18 protein-coding genes are annotated in these 16741 nt (G+C 53.5%); 12 read left to right on the plus strand and 6 right to left on the minus strand.

Annotated features, from left to right (window positions below):
• Positions 1-31 precede the first annotated feature (31 nt).
• From CNE01S_RS00710 to rnd, 3 genes are all read left to right on the plus strand, one after another.
• Positions 32-622, plus strand: a complete 591-nt coding sequence (locus CNE01S_RS00710) for a Slp family lipoprotein (protein WP_061272276.1) — start codon at positions 32-34, stop codon at positions 620-622.
• A gap of 201 nt (positions 623-823) precedes the next feature.
• Positions 824-2509 (plus strand): long-chain-fatty-acid--CoA ligase FadD, encoded by a 1686-nt coding sequence (gene fadD, locus CNE01S_RS00715; RefSeq protein WP_138089255.1) that lies wholly within the window; start codon positions 824-826, stop codon positions 2507-2509.
• A gap of 69 nt (positions 2510-2578) precedes the next feature.
• Positions 2579-3700 (plus strand): ribonuclease D, encoded by a 1122-nt coding sequence (rnd, locus tag CNE01S_RS00720; RefSeq protein ID WP_138089256.1) that lies wholly within the window; start codon positions 2579-2581, stop codon positions 3698-3700.
• Positions 3701-3839: 139 nt separating this feature from the next.
• Here the strand turns inward: rnd and minE are convergent, their stop codons facing one another.
• From minE to minC, 3 genes are read right to left on the minus strand one after another with little or no spacing between them, the layout of a single operon-like run.
• Positions 3840-4115 (minus strand): cell division topological specificity factor MinE, encoded by a 276-nt coding sequence (gene minE, locus CNE01S_RS00725; protein ID WP_008454068.1) that lies wholly within the window; start codon positions 4113-4115, stop codon positions 3840-3842.
• Between the two features lie 3 nt (positions 4116-4118).
• Positions 4119-4931 (minus strand): septum site-determining protein MinD, encoded by an 813-nt coding sequence (minD, locus tag CNE01S_RS00730; RefSeq protein WP_008454070.1) that lies wholly within the window; start codon positions 4929-4931, stop codon positions 4119-4121.
• A 24-nt stretch (positions 4932-4955) separates the two neighbouring features.
• Positions 4956-5666, minus strand: a complete 711-nt coding sequence (minC, locus tag CNE01S_RS00735; RefSeq protein ID WP_061272282.1) for a septum site-determining protein MinC — start codon at positions 5664-5666, stop codon at positions 4956-4958.
• 126 nt (positions 5667-5792) lie between these two features.
• Here minC and CNE01S_RS00740 point away from each other — a divergent pair, with 126 nt between their 5' ends.
• The 6 genes from CNE01S_RS00740 to CNE01S_RS00760 all read left to right on the plus strand — a co-directional run bounded on the left by CNE01S_RS00740 (position 5793) and on the right by CNE01S_RS00760 (position 9077).
• Positions 5793-6068: a YcgL domain-containing protein gene (locus tag CNE01S_RS00740; RefSeq protein WP_061272284.1), complete on the plus strand. Its 276-nt coding sequence runs from the start codon at positions 5793-5795 to the stop codon at positions 6066-6068.
• A 75-nt stretch (positions 6069-6143) separates the two neighbouring features.
• Positions 6144-7205: a lytic murein transglycosylase gene (locus CNE01S_RS00745; RefSeq protein ID WP_061272286.1), complete on the plus strand. Its 1062-nt coding sequence runs from the start codon at positions 6144-6146 to the stop codon at positions 7203-7205.
• A 90-nt stretch (positions 7206-7295) separates the two neighbouring features.
• Positions 7296-7955, plus strand: coding sequence for a fumarylacetoacetate hydrolase family protein (locus CNE01S_RS00750; protein ID WP_061272288.1), 660 nt, complete (start codon positions 7296-7298; stop codon positions 7953-7955).
• 89 nt (positions 7956-8044) lie between these two features.
• The gene (gene ycgN, locus CNE01S_RS00755) at positions 8045-8491 is read left to right on the plus strand and encodes a cysteine cluster protein YcgN (protein ID WP_061272290.1); all 447 of its coding nucleotides are present in this window, start codon (positions 8045-8047) and stop codon (positions 8489-8491) included.
• 67 nt (positions 8492-8558) lie between these two features.
• The gene (ymcF, locus tag CNE01S_RS25695; RefSeq protein ID WP_425430204.1) at positions 8559-8813 is read left to right on the plus strand and encodes a cold shock small protein YmcF; all 255 of its coding nucleotides are present in this window, start codon (positions 8559-8561) and stop codon (positions 8811-8813) included.
• Between the two features lie 24 nt (positions 8814-8837).
• Positions 8838-9077 carry a putative hemolysin gene (locus CNE01S_RS00760; RefSeq protein WP_061272292.1) on the plus strand — a complete coding sequence of 80 codons (240 nt, stop codon included), beginning with the start codon at positions 8838-8840 and terminating at the stop codon, positions 9075-9077.
• A gap of 50 nt (positions 9078-9127) precedes the next feature.
• Here the strand turns inward: CNE01S_RS00760 and dsbB are convergent, their stop codons facing one another.
• Both dsbB and nhaB read right to left on the minus strand, forming a co-directional pair.
• Positions 9128-9658 (minus strand): disulfide bond formation protein DsbB, encoded by a 531-nt coding sequence (dsbB, locus tag CNE01S_RS00765; RefSeq protein WP_039294405.1) that lies wholly within the window; start codon positions 9656-9658, stop codon positions 9128-9130.
• A 145-nt stretch (positions 9659-9803) separates the two neighbouring features.
• Complete coding sequence (gene nhaB, locus CNE01S_RS00770) at positions 9804-11369, minus strand: sodium/proton antiporter NhaB (protein WP_061272294.1); 1566 nt, start codon at positions 11367-11369, stop codon at positions 9804-9806.
• Positions 11370-11597: 228 nt separating this feature from the next.
• Here nhaB and fadR point away from each other — a divergent pair, with 228 nt between their 5' ends.
• Complete coding sequence (gene fadR / locus CNE01S_RS00775; protein ID WP_061272296.1) at positions 11598-12317, plus strand: fatty acid metabolism transcriptional regulator FadR; 720 nt, start codon at positions 11598-11600, stop codon at positions 12315-12317.
• Positions 12318-12363: 46 nt separating this feature from the next.
• On the opposite strand, the gene CNE01S_RS00780 is transcribed toward fadR, so the two are convergent.
• Complete coding sequence (locus tag CNE01S_RS00780; RefSeq protein ID WP_061272319.1) at positions 12364-13896, minus strand: SpoVR family protein; 1533 nt, start codon at positions 13894-13896, stop codon at positions 12364-12366.
• A 325-nt stretch (positions 13897-14221) separates the two neighbouring features.
• Between CNE01S_RS00780 and CNE01S_RS00785 the strand changes: the two genes are divergently transcribed.
• Together CNE01S_RS00785 and dadX are read left to right on the plus strand one after the other, a co-directional pair.
• Positions 14222-15520: a D-amino acid dehydrogenase gene (locus CNE01S_RS00785; RefSeq protein WP_061272298.1), complete on the plus strand. Its 1299-nt coding sequence runs from the start codon at positions 14222-14224 to the stop codon at positions 15518-15520.
• 11 nt (positions 15521-15531) lie between these two features.
• Positions 15532-16602 carry a catabolic alanine racemase DadX gene (gene dadX, locus CNE01S_RS00790; RefSeq protein WP_061272300.1) on the plus strand — a complete coding sequence of 357 codons (1071 nt, stop codon included), beginning with the start codon at positions 15532-15534 and terminating at the stop codon, positions 16600-16602.
• The last annotated feature ends 139 nt before the right edge of the window (positions 16603-16741 follow it).

The following is a 16741-nucleotide window of genomic DNA, read 5'->3' on the forward strand; positions in this document are numbered from 1 at the left end:
CTTAACGGCGGGAAGGTTAAGGAGATGAGGTATGGCTGTTTGTAATGTCAAAAAATGCAGCTGGCTGCTGGCCGCCGCTGCGGCGCTGGTACTGAGCGGCTGCGTGAGCGTGCCGGATGCAATTAAAGGAACCTCCGCGACCCCGCAGCAGGATCTGACGACGGTGATGAATGCCCCCCAGCTTTATGTCGGGCAGGAAGCGCGTTTTGGTGGGCGCGTGGTGAATGTTGACAACCTGAAGGGCAAAACTCGCCTGGAGATTGCCACCGTCAGCCTTGATGAAGGTGCCCGACCGGCGCTGAATGAGCCTTCGCAGGGGCGTATTTATGCCGATGTGAACGGCTTCCTGGACCCGGTTGATTTTCGTAATCAGCTGGTTACGGTCGTCGGGCCCATTACCGGTACAGCAGAAGGCAAGGTTGGCCAGACGCCGTATAAATTCATGACTATGCAGGCGACGGGTTACAAGCGTTGGAATGTCGTTCAGCAGGTCGTCATGCCGCCACAGCCGATCGACCCGTGGTTCTGGGGCGGGCCTTACCCGTACCGCCACCATTACGATATGTGGGGCGGCTGGTACAATCCGGGGCCTGCACAGGTGCAAACCGTCGTAACCGAATAATCTGTTGTTTTTAATATATTTTCAAACAGCGGCCTGGCCGCTGTTTGTTTTTATCCAGGACGGATGAAAAAATTTAGTGATGTGCTTCGCAACCTTTGATCAGGCTAATTAATAAACTGGTACGCTGAGTTAATATTATGTTAACGAAATGTATTACCTGGGGTTGTGATGACGACAAATAATAATTTCAGAGGTGGATCCTTGAATAAGGTTTGGCTTAACCGCTACCCGGCCGACGTTGCGGCTGAAATAAATCCCGACCGCTATCAATCCCTGGTTGATATGTTTGAGCAGGCAGTCACTCGTTATGCCGACAAACCTGCGTTTATCAACATGGGGGAGGTGATGACCTTCCGCAAGCTGGAAGAGCGTAGTCGGGCATTTGCCGCGTATCTTCAGCAGGGGCTGGGCCTGAAAAAGGGCGACCGTGTGGCGCTGATGATGCCAAACCTGCTGCAATACCCGGTGGCGCTCTTTGGCATACTGCGTGCCGGGATGGTGGTGGTTAACGTTAACCCGCTTTATACCCCGCGCGAGCTGGAGCATCAGCTGAACGACAGCGGAGCCAGCGCGATTGTTATTGTGTCAAACTTTGCCCATACGCTGGAAAAAGTGGTTGATAAAACCCAGGTGAAACACGTTATCCTGACCCGCCTGGGAGACCAGATCTCCGGCCCGAAAGGCACGCTGGTTAACTTTGTCGTCAAATACATCAAGCGGCTGGTGCCTAAATACCACTTACCGAACGCTATCTCCTTCCGTCGCGCGTTACAAAGCGGCTACCGCATGCAGTACATCAAGCCTGAAATTCTCAATGAAGACTTAGCTTTCCTGCAATATACCGGCGGTACAACCGGTGTAGCCAAAGGCGCGATGCTGACGCACCGCAACATGCTGGCCAACCTTGAGCAGGTAAGGGCGGCCTATAGCCCGCTGCTGCATGAAGGGAAAGAGCTGGTGGTGACCCCGCTGCCGCTTTATCACATTTTTGCCCTGACCATTAACTGTCTGTTATTTATCGATATGGGTGGGCAGAACCTGCTAATTACCAACCCGCGCGACATTCCAGGCCTGGTAAAAGAACTGGCGAAATATCCTTTCACCGCCATGACCGCCGTGAACACGCTGTTTAACGCCTTATTAAATAACAAAGAGTTCCAGCAGTTAGACTTCTCAAGCCTGCACCTTTCCGCGGGCGGCGGTATGCCGGTTCAGCACGCCGTTGCCGAACGCTGGGAAAAGTTAACCGGGCGCTTCCTGCTTGAAGGTTACGGCCTGACGGAATGCGCGCCGCTGGTTAGCGCCAACCCGCATGACATGGATTACCATAGCGGCTCTATTGGCCTGCCGGTGCCGTCTACCGATGTGAAGCTGATAGATGATGAAGGCAATGAAGTTCCTCCGGGTCAGCCTGGCGAACTGTGTGTTAAAGGCCCGCAGGTGATGCTGGGCTACTGGCAGCGTCCGAAAGAGACCGATGAAATTCTGAAAGACGGCTGGCTGCGCACCGGGGACATTGCGGTGATGAACGAAGAAGGCTTCATGAACATCGTTGACCGCAAAAAAGACATGATCCTCGTTTCAGGCTTCAACGTTTATCCCAATGAAATTGAAGACGTGGTGATGCAGCACGAAGGCGTGCTGGAGGTTGCGGCGGTGGGTGTGCCTGCCGGCGTAAGCGGTGAGCACGTCAAAATCTTCGTGGTGAAAAAAGATCCTGCGCTAACGGAAGAGGCGCTTATCGCTTTCTGCCGCCGTCAGTTAACCGGCTATAAAGTGCCGAAGCTGATAGAATTCCGCACGGAATTGCCAAAATCCAACGTCGGGAAAATTTTACGACGAGAACTGCGTGACGAAGCGGGCAAGACAGGCAACAATAACGCCTGAGCTCCAAGTCACTCGTCCTGATGCCGGTTCGCCGGCATTTTTTATGGGCGCAACCTAAGAGAACTGAATTTGACTTACCAGATGATTACTACCGATGAAGGGCTGGCCGCCGTTTGCCAGGCCGCACGTCAGTTCCCCGCGCTGGCGCTGGACACAGAATTTGTTCGTACCCGTACCTACTATCCACAGCTGGGGCTGATCCAGCTTTATGATGGCCAGCAGGTTTCGCTGATCGATCCTTTAACCATCAGCGACTGGTCGCCGTTCAAAGCCTTGCTGCAGGATCCTGATACCATCAAATATCTGCACGCCGGCAGCGAAGATCTCGAAGTCTTCCTGAATGCCTTTGGCATGCTGCCAGATCCGTTTATCGATACGCAGATTCTGGCCTCATTTACCGGCCGCCCTCTGTCTTGCGGCTTTGCCACCATCGTCGAGTCCTATACCGGTATCGCGCTCGATAAAAGCGAATCCCGCACCGACTGGCTGGCACGCCCGTTGACGGAGCGTCAGTGCGAATACGCAGCGGCAGACGTGCTCTATCTGCTGCCTATCGCAGAGAAGCTGATGGCTGAAACCGAAGCGGCGGGTTGGCTGACTGCGGCCCTTGGTGAGTGCCATTTAATGTGCTCCCGCCGCCGCGAACAGCTTGACCCGGAAGAGGCCTGGCGCGAAATAGGTAACGCCTGGCAGCTGCGTACCCGCCAACTCGCCTGCCTTAAGAAGCTGGCGGCCTGGCGCTTACGCAAAGCCCGCGAGCGCGATATGGCGGTGAATTTTGTCGTCCGTGAAGAAAACCTGTGGCAGGTGGCGAGATACATGCCTGGCTCGCTGGGGGAGCTGGACTCGCTGGGCCTGAGCGGCAGCGAAATTCGCTTCCACGGTAAAACGCTTATCGCCCTGGTGGCCGAGGCGCAGGCGCTGCCGGAGAGCGAGCTGCCTCAGCCGCTGCAAAATCTGGTGGATATGCCGGGGTACCGCAAAGTGTTTAAAGCTATTAAAGCGCTGGTACAGGAAGTGAGCGAGGCTAAAGGACTGAGCGCCGAATTGCTTGCCTCCCGCCGCCAAATCAATCAGCTGCTAAACTGGCACTGGAAATTGAAACCGCAAAGCGTGGCGCCGGAATTAATTAGCGGCTGGCGGGCAGAATTAATGGCTGAAGCGTTAACGAAATTGTTGGCTGAATACTGATTGTTTATATGATCTGGGAATAATTACAGTGTTGTTCTCAGGTTGAAATATATTGGCAGGCTGCAACGAGAAAGATCTTAATAAACGTTAAGTGACCGCGTAAAAATAAAGCCCCTGACAAATGCAGGGGGCTTTTTATTCATGCAGACTTACTGGCTTCTTCCGCTTCTGGGAGCGTGACGTTCAGCTCCAGAATTGAAATATCTCCATCCCGCTGCTCAAGCTGAACGCTGACCATTTCCGGGTCGATTTGCACGTACTTGCAAATCACATCGAGAATGTCCTTACGAAGCTGCGGCAGGTAATGGGGTTCCGCATCGCTACGGCGACGCTCAGCCACGATAATCTGTAAACGCTCTTTCGCGATGTTGGCGGTGTTCTTTTTTCGTGACAGAAAAAAGTCGAGTAATGCCATAACTTATCCTCCGAACAGGCGTTTCAGGAAACCCTTCTTCTCTTCTTCAATGAAGCGGAAAGGGCGTTCTTCGCCGAGCAGGCGTTCCACGGTATCGGCGTAGGCTTTGCCCGCATCCGATTCACCGTCAAGAATCACCGGCTCGCCCTGGTTAGACGCACGCAGCACTGACTGGTCTTCCGGGATAACGCCAACCAGCGGAATGCGCAGAATTTCGAGCACGTCTTCCATGCTCAGCATATCGCCTTTATTGACGCGACCTGGGTTGTAGCGGGTCAGCAATAAATGCTCTTTAATGGGCTCTTCACCGTTTTCAGCGCGGCGGGATTTTGACGACAGAATGCCGAGAATACGGTCTGAGTCACGCACCGAAGAGACTTCCGGGTTGGTGGTAATTACCGCTTCATCCGCGAAGTAGAGCGCCATCAGCGCGCCGGTTTCGATACCTGCCGGGGAATCACAAACGATAAATTCGAAGTCCATGTTTTTCAGGTCTTCCAGCACTTTGGCCACGCCTTCGCGGGTCAAAGCGTCTTTATCGCGGGTTTGTGAAGCAGGCAGAATATAGAGCTGTTCAGTGCGTTTATCGCGAATAAGCGCCTGATTCAGCGTGGCATCGCCCTGAATAACGTTAACGAAATCGTACACAACGCGACGTTCGCAGCCCATGATCAGGTCAAGGTTACGCAGGCCGATGTCGAAATCAATAACGACGGTTTTTCTTCCCTTTTGGGCCAGACCCGTGGCGATGGCCGCGCTGGACGTGGTCTTACCGACGCCCCCTTTACCCGATGTAACAACAATAATGCGTGCCATAAAGGATTTCCTTGTTAAAAGGGCTTAATTCAAAGATTGAACGGAGAGCGCACCACTCGCCAGATTGAGGCGAGCCGCTTTTCCATAATAATCGGCTGGGATCTGCTCACTCAGCCAGTACTCGCCCGCAATAGAGACAAGCTCTGCTACCAGGTTAGTACAAAATATTTGTGCATCTCGATCGCCGCTTGCACCAGCCAGCGCACGGCCACGCATCATGCCGTAAATATGAATATTACCATCTGCTATCAGTTCTGCACCGGCGCTGACGTGATTGGTCACAATCAAGTCACAGTTTGGCGCATAAATGCGCTGCCCGGAACGGACCGGCGCATCAATTAAACGCGTTTTTGTGATCGGTGTAACATCCGGCGCAGTGACCACTACGGGCTCTGCAGGCGCGGCTTTTGGCGTTCTTGCGGCCTTTTCTTTCCCTTCGGTCAGCAAGGGCAGGCCAGCGCGCTCAATCTCAGCCTTTAAGGCTTCATCTTTACAGCCGCTGATACCCACCACGCGCAGGCCGGTTGCGGTGACGGCCTGTTGTACTTTCTTCCAGTTGACGGAACCATCGAGACTGGCGACGTTAACGACCACCGGGGCATTCTTTAAGAATGCGGGAGCCTGGGCGATTTTATCTTCCAGAGCCTGGCGAATAACCTCAGGTTGTGCATCATGCAAATGAACCACAGATAAGGTAAAACTGCTGCCCTTTAACTCGATTGGCGTGTTTGACATCCTGGCCTTACTCAATTCAGTTTCAATCCCCACTATTGTGGGACGATATTCCGAAGTACACCAGGCATGTTATAGTCCAGCTTATATTCAGGCAAGCCACTCGCTGGCGAAAATAGAGTAAAAAAAATGTTTTGTGTGATCTACAGAAGTACTAAACGTGACCAGACATATCTTTATGTCGAAAAAAAAGACGATTTCTCCCGAGTGCCGGAAGAACTGATGAAAGGCTTCGGCAAACCCGTACTGTCTATGCTGTTACCGCTGGACGGCAGTAAAAAACTGGTGAATGCCGATTTGGATAAAGTGAAACACGCGCTGGAAACTGAGGGTTATTATTTACAGATCCCACCTCCGGTTGAAAGTTTGCTGACAATGCACCTGGAAAAGAGTCCTAAAAAATAACTTTCGGACTGAAGGTAAATCTTTTCCAGGCGCTCAGCCTGAAAATGTGTGAAACACATTATTGCGGAAAAGACGATGAAAAATGCAGCTTTGCGTTCTACCTTCAGCGCCTTAATACTCGCCAGCGGGGCCGGTTATCTCTCCCACGCTGAGGCGGCTCCTCCAGCCGCCTCAGTCCCTCAAAGCAGCACACCTCAAACGACAACGCTCGCTGAACAAGGGCGAAATCCCGCTGAATTCCCCGCTTATGTCGAAAAATTAAAACAACAAGCCAGGGCGCAAGGCATCAGCAATGCGACGCTGGTAAAAGCCTTTGCCAATATTCAATTTGTTGATCGGGTCATTCAATCCGATCGCAATCAGCTAGAAAAGAAAATAACGCTGGATGACTATTTAAACCGCGTTCTTACCCCCGCGAAAATAAAACAGGCGCGCAGTCTGGCCACACGGCATCGGACAGAGCTGGAAAAGGTCAGCGAAAAAAGTGGCGTTCAGAGTCGCTACATTGTCGCCCTGTGGGCAATGGAAAGTAACTTCGGCAAACTGCAGGGCAAAGAAGACGTCATTTCTGCTTTGGCAACGCTGGCCTTTGAAGGCCGCCGTGAAGCCTTTTTCACCCACGAGCTTATGGCGGCGCTGAAAATCATCCAGCGGGGTAATGCCAGCGCGGCGCAGATGAAAGGTTCGTGGGCCGGGGCGATGGGGCAAAACCAGTTTATGCCGAGTTCACTGCTGCGTTACGGCAAAGACGGCGACGGGGACGGCAAAATTGATATCTGGAATAACACCCGCGACGTTTTTGCTTCCACGGCAAACTACCTGGCGGTAGAGGGCTGGCAGCGGGGTGGGGCGTGGGGCTACGAGGTGAAGCTGCCCGCAGGCTTTAATGCTGCATTGCTGGGCACCAGTCCGGGGCAGGGCAAGTCCGTGACTCAGTGGAAAAAACTAGGGATAACTTTGCCGGGAGGAGCCCATCTCCCTGTCTCCTCAAAAACGGCCTGGCTGGTGAAGCCAGACGATGGTTTGGAGCGTTCGTTCCTCGTCTACAACAACTTCCGCACCCTAATGCACTGGAACCGCTCTTACTACTTTGCCATTAGCATCGGCAAAATGGCGGATGCCATCGGAGATAAATAAGGCACGCTTAGAAACATTTCCCCGGTATTCAGCAGGCATTTTTTTATCTAGTATCAAAGGCAGTTAACACAAACGACACAGAGGAAAGGCATGTATCAACATCATAACTGGCAGGGTGCGCTGCTGGATTTTCCGGTAAACAAGGTAGTCTGTGTTGGCAGCAACTATGCCAAACATATTAAAGAGATGGGCAGTGCAACGCCGGACGAACCGGTGGTGTTTATCAAGCCTGAAAGCGCGCTGTGTGATATTCGCCAGCCGCTGGCATTGCCGCAGGAATTTGGTTCCGTGCACCATGAAGTGGAGCTGGCTATCCTGATTGGCGCCACCCTTAAGCAGGCAAGCGAAGAGCACGTGCAGAAAGCCATTGCCGGCTATGGTGTTGCGTTGGACCTCACGCTGCGCGATCTGCAGGCCAAACTGAAAAAAGCTGGCCAGCCTTGGGAAAAAGCGAAGGGATTTGATAACTCCTGCCCAATTTCCGGGTTTATTCCTGCGGCGCAGTTTCCTCACGATCCGCAAAATACCCCGCTTGAGCTGAAGATCAACGATGAAGTTCGCCAGCAGGGCAATACCGAAGACATGATCCACAAGATCGTGCCGCTCATTGCCTATATGAGTAAGTTCTTCACCCTGCGCGCGGGCGATGTGATCCTGACCGGTACGCCGGAAGGCGTCGGCCCTCTGCTCAGCGGCGATGAGCTGGAAGTGAGCTTTGCAGGCCACAGCCTGACGACGCGCGTTTTATAAAAAATTTGCCGCTTCAGGGCGGCAAAACTTGCATCCGGGTGTCAGACTGTTTATAAGGTGCAGCTTAATTTTTAAATGCAGGAACCGCTATGACACCCACTCCTTTTTGGCAAACTAAAACTCTCGACGAAATGAGCGACGCCGAGTGGGAATCCCTGTGCGACGGCTGCGGCCAGTGTTGCCTGCATAAGCTGATGGACGAAGATACCGACGAGATTTACTTCACCAACGTCGCGTGCAAGCAGCTCAATATCAAAACCTGTCAGTGCAAGAACTACGCCCGCCGTTTCGAATACGAGCCGGACTGCATTAAACTGACCCGCGACAATCTGCCGACCTTTGAATGGCTACCGCATACCTGCGCTTATCGTCTGCTGGCCGAAGGCAAACCGTTGCCGGAATGGCATCCGCTGATTACCGGCTCAAAAGCCGCCATGCACGGCGAGCGCATTTCAGTGCGCCATATCGCGGTGAAAGAGTCTGAAGTTCGCGACTGGCAGGACCATATCCTCAACAAGCCCGAGTGGGCGGACTAACGCGTTCACTGTACGCAGCTTTGGTCATTGTTGAGCGCGAAAATAAATCCTTCTTATAACTGATTTTGTGATAGGATGGATTTTCAATAACCAAAATAAGAGAGTTTTTATCCTGAATTTAACATTCCAGTGTCCGTCATGCGGCGGATCGCAGTATCGCACTTCCCTCTACGATGTCCGAGAATCAAATCCCCATGGCGCAGTCTGTATTTTTTGCAAATCCGCAATGCAGGTTTCCGCTCATCGTCCGTTAAATGCGACCTTCTCCGGTTTCAGCCCGTTGGCGCAACCGCCTTTGGCTTCTTCTCAGCCACGCTGCTAATATTCCTTCTTTAAAGGAGGAAAAATGAAAAAGTTAACAACTATCATGGGCATATTGCTGCTCAGTGGCTGTGCAACCGCGGAGCGTGAGGCGCCGAAGCCCCCGCACAGTGTGGGCATGGCGAACCCGGCTTCGGTTTACTGTCAGGCTAAAGGTGGGAAATCGGTCGTGGTGAAAACGCCGCAGGGCGAAAGAAGCGACTGTTTGCTGCCTGGGGGAGAACGAATCGATGAATGGGCGCTATACCGTCGCGATCATTCCTGAAAAAAATAACCCACCGAGAGGTGGGTTATTTGTCTAACGTGTTTGTTAACTTAGCGACCAAACAGATCGCGACGCTTAGGTTTGAAGAACTGAGCAATCAGCACCAGCACCGCAATAATCAGGAACACGGCGAAGATCCCGAGCAGCCACTGCACCATATCCAGCGACAGGAATTCCCACTGGCGAACGGAGCAGTCACCGCTGGCAACGAAGACCTGCGGCAGCCATTTATCCAGCGGCAGCCAGCTTGGGAAGCGAGCGAAGAAATCACAGGTCACAAACGGGGACGGATGAAGCTGCAGCATGGTGTGCTCCCATGCCAACTGAACGCCTTTCCCTGCGCTGTACAGCCAGATGGCCAGTGCGCCATAGCGCAGCGGGCTTTTAGGGGCTATCGCGCCCACGATACCGGCACCCATCACGCCAAACAGCGCGCAACGTTCATAAATACACATTACACAAGGTTTCAGCCCCATAACGTGCTGGAACCACAATGCCACCATCTCAAGCGCAAATGCAGTAAAGGCCAAAAGCAGCCATGCGGTGCGCCCAAGAGAGCATTGGTTTAAATATCGCAACATAATCAGTTTCCCTGCAGCATGCGTAGAATCGGCAGTGTAAACCAATTCCCTTTTTGCGCCAGTAGCGCAGATGAAAATAACGCAGTAATCGGATGTTTATAAGGAAAAAATTTGTAACGGGAAGCGGACTTCCCGTCAAATTGCCTTAGTGTGGTGCAACCAGTGTGTCAGGCGTGGTTAACCAGCCGCTGGCAAGCATCCATTCAGTGGCGGGCACCAGTGTGTACTCAACGCAAAGCAGGCCGACAAGCGTCAGCACCAGCGTGTAGGGCAGCGCCATCACAACCATGCGGCCGTAAGAGAGGCGAATTAGCGGTGCCAGCGCAGAGGTCAGCAGGAACAGGAATGCCGCCTGACCGTTAGGCGTCGCCACCGACGGCAGGTTAGTCCCGGTATTGATGGCTACCGCCAACAGCTCGAACTGTTTCATATCAATCGCGCCATTTTGCAGCGCGGCTTTCGCTTCGTTGATATAAACGGTGCCGACAAAGACATTGTCGGAGATAGAAGAGAGCAGGCCGTTAAAGATGTAAAACAGCGACAGCTGGGCGTGTGGGGAGGAATCCAGTACGTACTGAATTATCGGGCTGAACAGATGCTGGTCGATGATTACCGCCACGATGGTGAAGAAAACGGTCAGCAGGGCGGTAAACGGCAGCGCTTCGGTAAAGGCTTTGCCGATTGCATGTTCATCGGTAACGCCGCAAAGGGATGTCGCCAGAATAATCACCGACAGGCCAATCAGGCCGACTTCTGCCAGATGCAGCGCCAGAGCCATAATCAGCCAGACGCCAATCAGCGCCTGAATAAGCAGTTTCAACTTGTCCTGCTTCGTCCGCTTTTTCGCGCTTTGGGCATCAAAGTCATACAGGATACCGCGGACTTTTTCCGGCAGCGTTTGCCCGTAGCCGAAGACTTTAAAACGCTCCAGCAAAACGCAGGTGAACAGGCCACAAATCAGCACCGGTACGGTCACCGGCATCATTCGCAGGAAGAAATCGCCGAAATGCCAGCCGGCGTTTTTAGCAATGATCAGGTTCTGTGGCTCGCCAACCATCGTCATTACGCCGCCCAGTGCGGTGCCAACGCCGGCGTGCATCATCAGGCTGCGCAGGAAAGCGCGGAACTGCTCAAGGACCTCGCGGCTGTCGCTCCGAATATGGCTGTCGTCCTGAACGTTGCTGTCATCCTGTGCCTCGGATGCCACGCGGTGGTAGATGCTGTAGAAGCCCACGGCCACGCTAATGACAACGGCCACGACGGTTAAGGCATCAAGGAATGCGGAAAGAAATGCGGCGGCAACACAGAAGGCCAGCGACAGCGCAACTTTCGACCGGATCCCCAGCAGCAGGCGGGTGAATAGCAGCAGCAGAAGCTGCTTCATGAAATAAATCCCGGCTACCATAAACATCAGCAGCAACAGCACTTCGAGGTTTGAAGCGATCTCAGCCCGAACGTGGTCGGGGCTCGTCATGCCGACCAGCACGGCTTCAATAGCCAGCAGGCCGCCAGGCAGCAGTGGGTAGCACTTCAGCGCCATCGCCAGCGCAAAGATAAACTCCACCACCAGCATCCAGCCCGCGATAAACGGGCTGACAAACCAAAAGACCAGCGGATTAACCACTAAAAAGAGAAGCAGCGTCAGTTTGTACCAGTCAGGTGATTGACCCAGAAAATTGCGGTACAACGCCCGCCCAAAGGACATTTCCATCGTATAGTTACCATTATCCGTTGTATTATGTTGATGTTTAAAAAGATAACGCTTCAGGGTACTCGCTTATGGCGCATGCGATCAAGCCGAAGGAAATCCTGAGTTAAGGCATTTATCGTCAAAATTCAACGCCGATCCCGCATTTGCGCGTTGCCCCCGCTATCTGGCGCGCATGGCATCTGGTATGATGAGTCCAATTTGCAAAACCTGAGTAATGGAAATCTTACTATGGTCATTAAGGCGCAGAGCCCAGCGGGTTTCGCGGAAGAGTATATTATAGAAAGTATCTGGAACAGCCGTTTTCCGCCGGGCTCCATCCTGCCGGCAGAGCGTGAACTTTCAGAACTGATTGGCGTAACGCGCACCACATTACGTGAAGTGCTTCAGCGTCTTGCACGCGACGGCTGGCTGACAATTCAGCACGGGAAGCCAACGCGGGTAAACAATTTCTGGGAAACGTCAGGCTTAAACATTCTGGAAACGCTGGCCCGTCTCGATCACGACAGCGTGCCGCAGCTGATTGATAATCTGCTTTCAGTGCGTACCAACATCTCCACGATATTTATCCGGACGGCGATTCGCCAGTATCCGGATAAGGCGCAGGAAGTGCTGGCCACGGCTAACAAAGTTGAAGACCATGCTGATGCATTTGCAGAGTTGGATTACAACATTTTCCGCGGCCTGGCGTTTGCGTCCGGTAACCCGATTTATGGGCTGATCCTGAACGGGATGAAAGGGTTGTACACCCGCATAGGGCGTCACTACTTCTCTAATCCTGAAGCCCGCAGCCTGGCGCTGGGTTTTTACCACCGTCTGGCGGAAATCTGCCAGCAGGGATTGTACGATCAGGTCTTTGAGATCGTGCGTAATTACGGCCGCGAGAGCGGCGAGATTTGGCACCGTATGCAGAAAAACCTGCCCGGTGATTTGGCGATGCACAGTCGCTAAGCCAGAATAAAAAACGCTTCCCGAGGGAAGCGTTTTTTTTTCACTCTTACAGCGGATTTCGCTGCGGGCAGCGCTCCAGCAGCTCCACGCTGCCATCGGCGTTTTGCTGCTCCAGCACGACGTCAAAGCCCCACAGACGGTGCACATGCTTGAGCACTTCCCGGCGGCCCTTATCCAGCGGGGCACGGTTATGCGGGATATAGCGCAACGTCAGCGAGCGGTCCCCACGTAAATCCACATCCCAGACCTGAATGTTCGGCTCGAGGTTGCTCAGGTTGTACTGGGCCGACAGCTGAGAACGTATTTCCCGGTAGCCCTCTTCATTATGGATGGCCGAAATCTCGAGGAAATTATTACGGTCATCATCCAGCACGGTGAACAGGCGGAAATCGCGCATCAGCTTAGGTGACAGGAACTGGCTGATAAAGCTTTCGTCCTTGAAGTCACGCATGGCGAAATGCAGCGTTTCCAGCCAGTCTTTACCGGCAATATCCGGAAACCAGTAGCGGTCTTCTTCGGTCGGCGACTGGCAAATGCGTTTGATGTCCTGGAACATGGCGAACCCGAGCGCGTAAGGGTTAATGCCGTTGTACCACGGGCTGTTATAGGGCGGCTGGAACACCACGTTGGTATGGCTGTGCAAAAACTCAAGCATAAAACGGTCGCTGACTTTGCCCTCGTCATACAGGTGATTGAGAATGGTGTAATGCCAGAAAGTAGCCCAGCCCTCGTTCATCACCTGGGTCTGTTTCTGCGGGTAAAAATACTGGCTAACCTTGCGCACAATACGCAGGATTTCACGCTGCCACGGCTCCAGCAGCGGGGCATTCTTCTCCATAAAATACAGCAGATTTTCCTGCGGCTCAGAAGGGAAGCGGTGGGCTGATTCTGCCGTTTTTTCCTCTTCCTTACGCGGCAACGTGCGCCAGAGCGTATTCACCTGGCTTTGCAGATACTCTTCCCGGCTTTTCTGACGAGCTTTTTCCTCCTGCAGAGATATTTTCTGCGGGCGTTTATAGCGGTCTACGCCGTAGTTCATCAGCGCGTGGCAGGAGTCCAGCAGGCGTTCCACCTCATCCACGCCATAGCGTTCTTCACACTGTGTGATGTAGTTTTTAGCGAAAATCAGGTAGTCGATTATCGAGCTGGCATCCGTCCAGCTGCGGAACAGGTAGTTGTTTTTAAAAAAGGAGTTATGTCCGTAACAGGCATGAGCAATCACCAGCGCCTGCATGGTGATGGTGTTCTCTTCCATCAAATAGGCAATGCAGGGGTTAGAGTTGATGACAATTTCATACGCTAGCCCTTGCTGTCCGTGCTTGTACAGGCGCTCGGTTTCGATGAATTTTTTGCCGAAAGACCAGTGCGGATAGTTAATCGGCATCCCCACGCTGGAATAGGCGTCCATCATTTGTTCTGAGGTAATGACCTCAATCTGGTGGGGATAGGTGTCCAGCCGGTAGAGCTTTGCTACCCGGTCAATCTCGGCCAGGTAGATGTCCAGTAGCTCAAACGTCCAGTCGGGTCCGTCGCTTAGACGGATGGGATCCTTTGTGGCGAAATCAGTTACGGTAGCCATCAGCGCGCCCTCATTGTTTTCAACTTTCTCTGGATGGAAAGCCTCACTCTCAAGAATAGACAACTCCTGAAAGATAGCGCCGACAAGTAAAATTTTTTCTTCGCGATTTATTGATCCCAATAGCGGGGTTTTAGCCCATCTTGCAGCATTTTATTTTGGCGAAAATGTTTTCCCGTACAGGAGATGCTAATTATCTCGCCCCAGCGCTGGCGGGCAACTCTGTGAGTTCAGTCACCATAATAAAGCCATATGTTGAATAACATATTCAACTGAGTTATCAATATGTAATCAGAAGATTATTCTTTTAGCTAATTGCGGAGCAGATATGCGTGTTGTGGTGCTGGGAAGTGGTGTCGTCGGCGTGGCGAGCGCCTGGTATTTACGTCAGGCCGGGCATGAAGTCACCGTCATCGATCGCGAATCAGGGTCGGCGCAAGAGACCAGCGCGGCCAACGCTGGGCAAATCTCTCCGGGCTATGCCGCTCCCTGGGCAGCGCCGGGCGTCCCGTTAAAAGCCATTAAGTGGATGTTCCAGCGCCATGCGCCGTTGGCCATCAGCCTCGACGGAACCCAATTCCAGCTGAAGTGGATGTGGCAAATGCTGCGCAACTGCGATACGCGCCATTACATGGAAAACAAAGGCCGCATGGTGCGTCTGGCAGAATACAGCCGCGATTGCCTGAAAGAGCTGCGCCACACCACCGGCATCCAGTATGAAGGGCGGCAGGGCGGCACGCTGCAGCTGTTCCGCACCGAGCAGCAGTATGAAAGCGCGGCCAAAGACATTGCCGTATTGAAAGATGCGGGCGTACCGTATGAGCTGCTGGAAGCCAGCCAGCTCAATCGCGTTGAACCTGCGCTGGCAGATGTCGCCCATAAACTGACCGGCGGCCTGCGCCTGCCGAACGATGAAACCGGCGACTGCCAGCTGTTTACTCAAAATCTGGCGCGGATGGCGGCGGAAGCGGGCGTGGAGTTTCGTTTCAATACGCCTGTCGATCGCCTGCTATACGAAAATCAGCAAATCAGCGGCGTGCAGTGCGGCCATGAAGTGGTGAAGGGCGATGCTTACGTGGTGGCTTTTGGCTCGTACTCTACCGGCCTGCTTAAGGGCATTGCCGATATTCCTGTCTATCCTTTAAAAGGCTACTCGCTGACTATCCCGATTGCTGATGAACAGGGCGCGCCTGTGTCGACCATTCTCGATGAAACCTACAAGATTGCCATTACCCGCTTTGACAACCGTATTCGCGTCGGTGGAATGGCGGAAATCGTTGGCTTCAATACTGACCTGCTGCAGCCCCGTCGCGAGACGCTGGAGATGGTCGTCAAAGATCTTTATCCACGCGGTGGGCATGTGGAACAGGCGACTTTCTGGACCGGCCTGCGCCCAATGACCCCGGACGGAACGCCTATTGTGGGGCGCACGCCGTTCAAGAATCTTTGGCTGAATACCGGGCACGGCACGTTAGGCTGGACGATGGCCTGTGGTTCAGGCCAGATGCTGAGCGACCTGATCTCCGGGCGCACGCCGGCTATCCCAAGCGAGGATTTAGGGATTGCCCGCTATGCGCCAGGCTTTACGCCATTGAGCGCCCGGCAGCTTCACGGCGCACATAACTAAAAGGAGCCGTTATGTCCCGTCCTGTGATTGCAACGCTGGATCTCAGCGCGCTGCGCAACAATCTTGATGTGGTACGCAGAGCCGCGCCGCATTCACGCGTCTGGTCGGTTGTTAAGGCCAATGCATACGGCCACGGACTCGACCGCGTCTGGTCGGCATTAAGCGCGACCGATGGTTTTGCCATGCTGAACCTTGAAGAGGCTATTTTGCTGCGTGAGCGCGGCTGGAAAGGGCCGATCCTGATGCTGGAAGGGTTCTTCCATGCCGATGAGCTGGCGCTGTTCGACAAATACCGGCTGACCACCAGCCTGCATAGCAACTGGCAGGTTAAGGCGATAGCCAACGCAAAGCTGAGCGCGCCGCTGGATGTTTATCTCAAAATTAACAGCGGGATGAATCGTCTCGGATTTACGCCCGATCGGGTGCACGGCATCTGGCAAAAACTCCGTTCTATCCCGAATGTGGGTGAGCTGACGCTGATGGCACATTTTGCCGATGCTGAGCAGCCAGAAGGCATTGTTGAGCCGATGAAACGCATTGAGCAGGCCGCGGAGGGCATTGATGCACCTCGCTCACTGTCAAATTCGGCCGCTACGCTGTGGCATCCTGAAGCGCATTTTAACTGGGTTCGCCCGGGCATCATCCTTTATGGCGCTTCTCCGAGCGGACAATGGCAGGATGTGGCCACCAGCGGTATTCAGCCGGCAATGACGCTAAGCAGCGAAATTATCGGGATTCAGAACCTGAAAGCAGGCGACACCGTGGGGTATGGCAGCCGCTATACCGCAAGCGGCGAGCAGCGAATCGGGATTGTGGCTGGCGGCTATGCCGACGGGTACCCACGCATTGCGCCAGACGGTACGCCTGTCATGGTAGATGGCGTCATGACCCGCGTAGTAGGCAAAGTATCGATGGATATGATCACCGTAGATCTGACGCCATGCCCGCAGGCCGGTATCGGCAGCCCGGTTGAGCTGTGGGGCAAAAACGTCAAAATTGACGATGTCGCCAGCGCCGCAGGTACGGTTGGTTATGAGCTGATGTGTGCGTTAGCGCCGCGAGTGCCGGTGATGGTGAGTTAATACGTCTGTTGATTTCGAGAGGCCGTTTTGTCGTCACTAATACTGTTCATGAAACGTTGGCGAATATTCCGTTCACTTCCAGTTCTGTTTTATCTGTAGCTCCCGAACCGGTTAACGTCTTAGGGGAGTCACCGTCACT

This window comes from Cedecea neteri NBRC 105707 = ATCC 33855 (assembly GCF_001571265.1).
GTDB lineage: Bacteria > Pseudomonadota > Gammaproteobacteria > Enterobacterales > Enterobacteriaceae > Cedecea > Cedecea neteri.

What these genes read in the sequence shown, in the direction of transcription:
- CNE01S_RS00740 (WP_061272284.1), top strand. Translation starts at nt 5,793, where the DNA reads ATGTTTTGTGTGATCTACAGAAGTACTAAACGTGACCAGACATATCTT.
- minE (WP_008454068.1), bottom strand. Translation starts at nt 4,115, where the DNA reads ATGGCATTACTCGACTTTTTTCTGTCACGAAAAAAGAACACCGCCAAC.
- ycgN (WP_061272290.1), top strand. Translation starts at nt 8,045, where the DNA reads ATGACACCCACTCCTTTTTGGCAAACTAAAACTCTCGACGAAATGAGC.
- CNE01S_RS00780 (WP_061272319.1), bottom strand. Translation starts at nt 13,896, where the DNA reads ATGGCTACCGTAACTGATTTCGCCACAAAGGATCCCATCCGTCTAAGC.
- nhaB (WP_061272294.1), bottom strand. Translation starts at nt 11,369, where the DNA reads ATGGAAATGTCCTTTGGGCGGGCGTTGTACCGCAATTTTCTGGGTCAA.
- CNE01S_RS00785 (WP_061272298.1), top strand. Translation starts at nt 14,222, where the DNA reads ATGCGTGTTGTGGTGCTGGGAAGTGGTGTCGTCGGCGTGGCGAGCGCC.
- minC (WP_061272282.1), bottom strand. Translation starts at nt 5,666, where the DNA reads ATGTCAAACACGCCAATCGAGTTAAAGGGCAGCAGTTTTACCTTATCT.
- fadR (WP_061272296.1), top strand. Translation starts at nt 11,598, where the DNA reads ATGGTCATTAAGGCGCAGAGCCCAGCGGGTTTCGCGGAAGAGTATATT.
- CNE01S_RS00745 (WP_061272286.1), top strand. Translation starts at nt 6,144, where the DNA reads ATGAAAAATGCAGCTTTGCGTTCTACCTTCAGCGCCTTAATACTCGCC.
- dadX (WP_061272300.1), top strand. Translation starts at nt 15,532, where the DNA reads ATGTCCCGTCCTGTGATTGCAACGCTGGATCTCAGCGCGCTGCGCAAC.
- CNE01S_RS00760 (WP_061272292.1), top strand. Translation starts at nt 8,838, where the DNA reads ATGAAAAAGTTAACAACTATCATGGGCATATTGCTGCTCAGTGGCTGT.
- CNE01S_RS00710 (WP_061272276.1), top strand. Translation starts at nt 32, where the DNA reads ATGGCTGTTTGTAATGTCAAAAAATGCAGCTGGCTGCTGGCCGCCGCT.
- CNE01S_RS00750 (WP_061272288.1), top strand. Translation starts at nt 7,296, where the DNA reads ATGTATCAACATCATAACTGGCAGGGTGCGCTGCTGGATTTTCCGGTA.
- minD (WP_008454070.1), bottom strand. Translation starts at nt 4,931, where the DNA reads ATGGCACGCATTATTGTTGTTACATCGGGTAAAGGGGGCGTCGGTAAG.
- dsbB (WP_039294405.1), bottom strand. Translation starts at nt 9,658, where the DNA reads ATGTTGCGATATTTAAACCAATGCTCTCTTGGGCGCACCGCATGGCTG.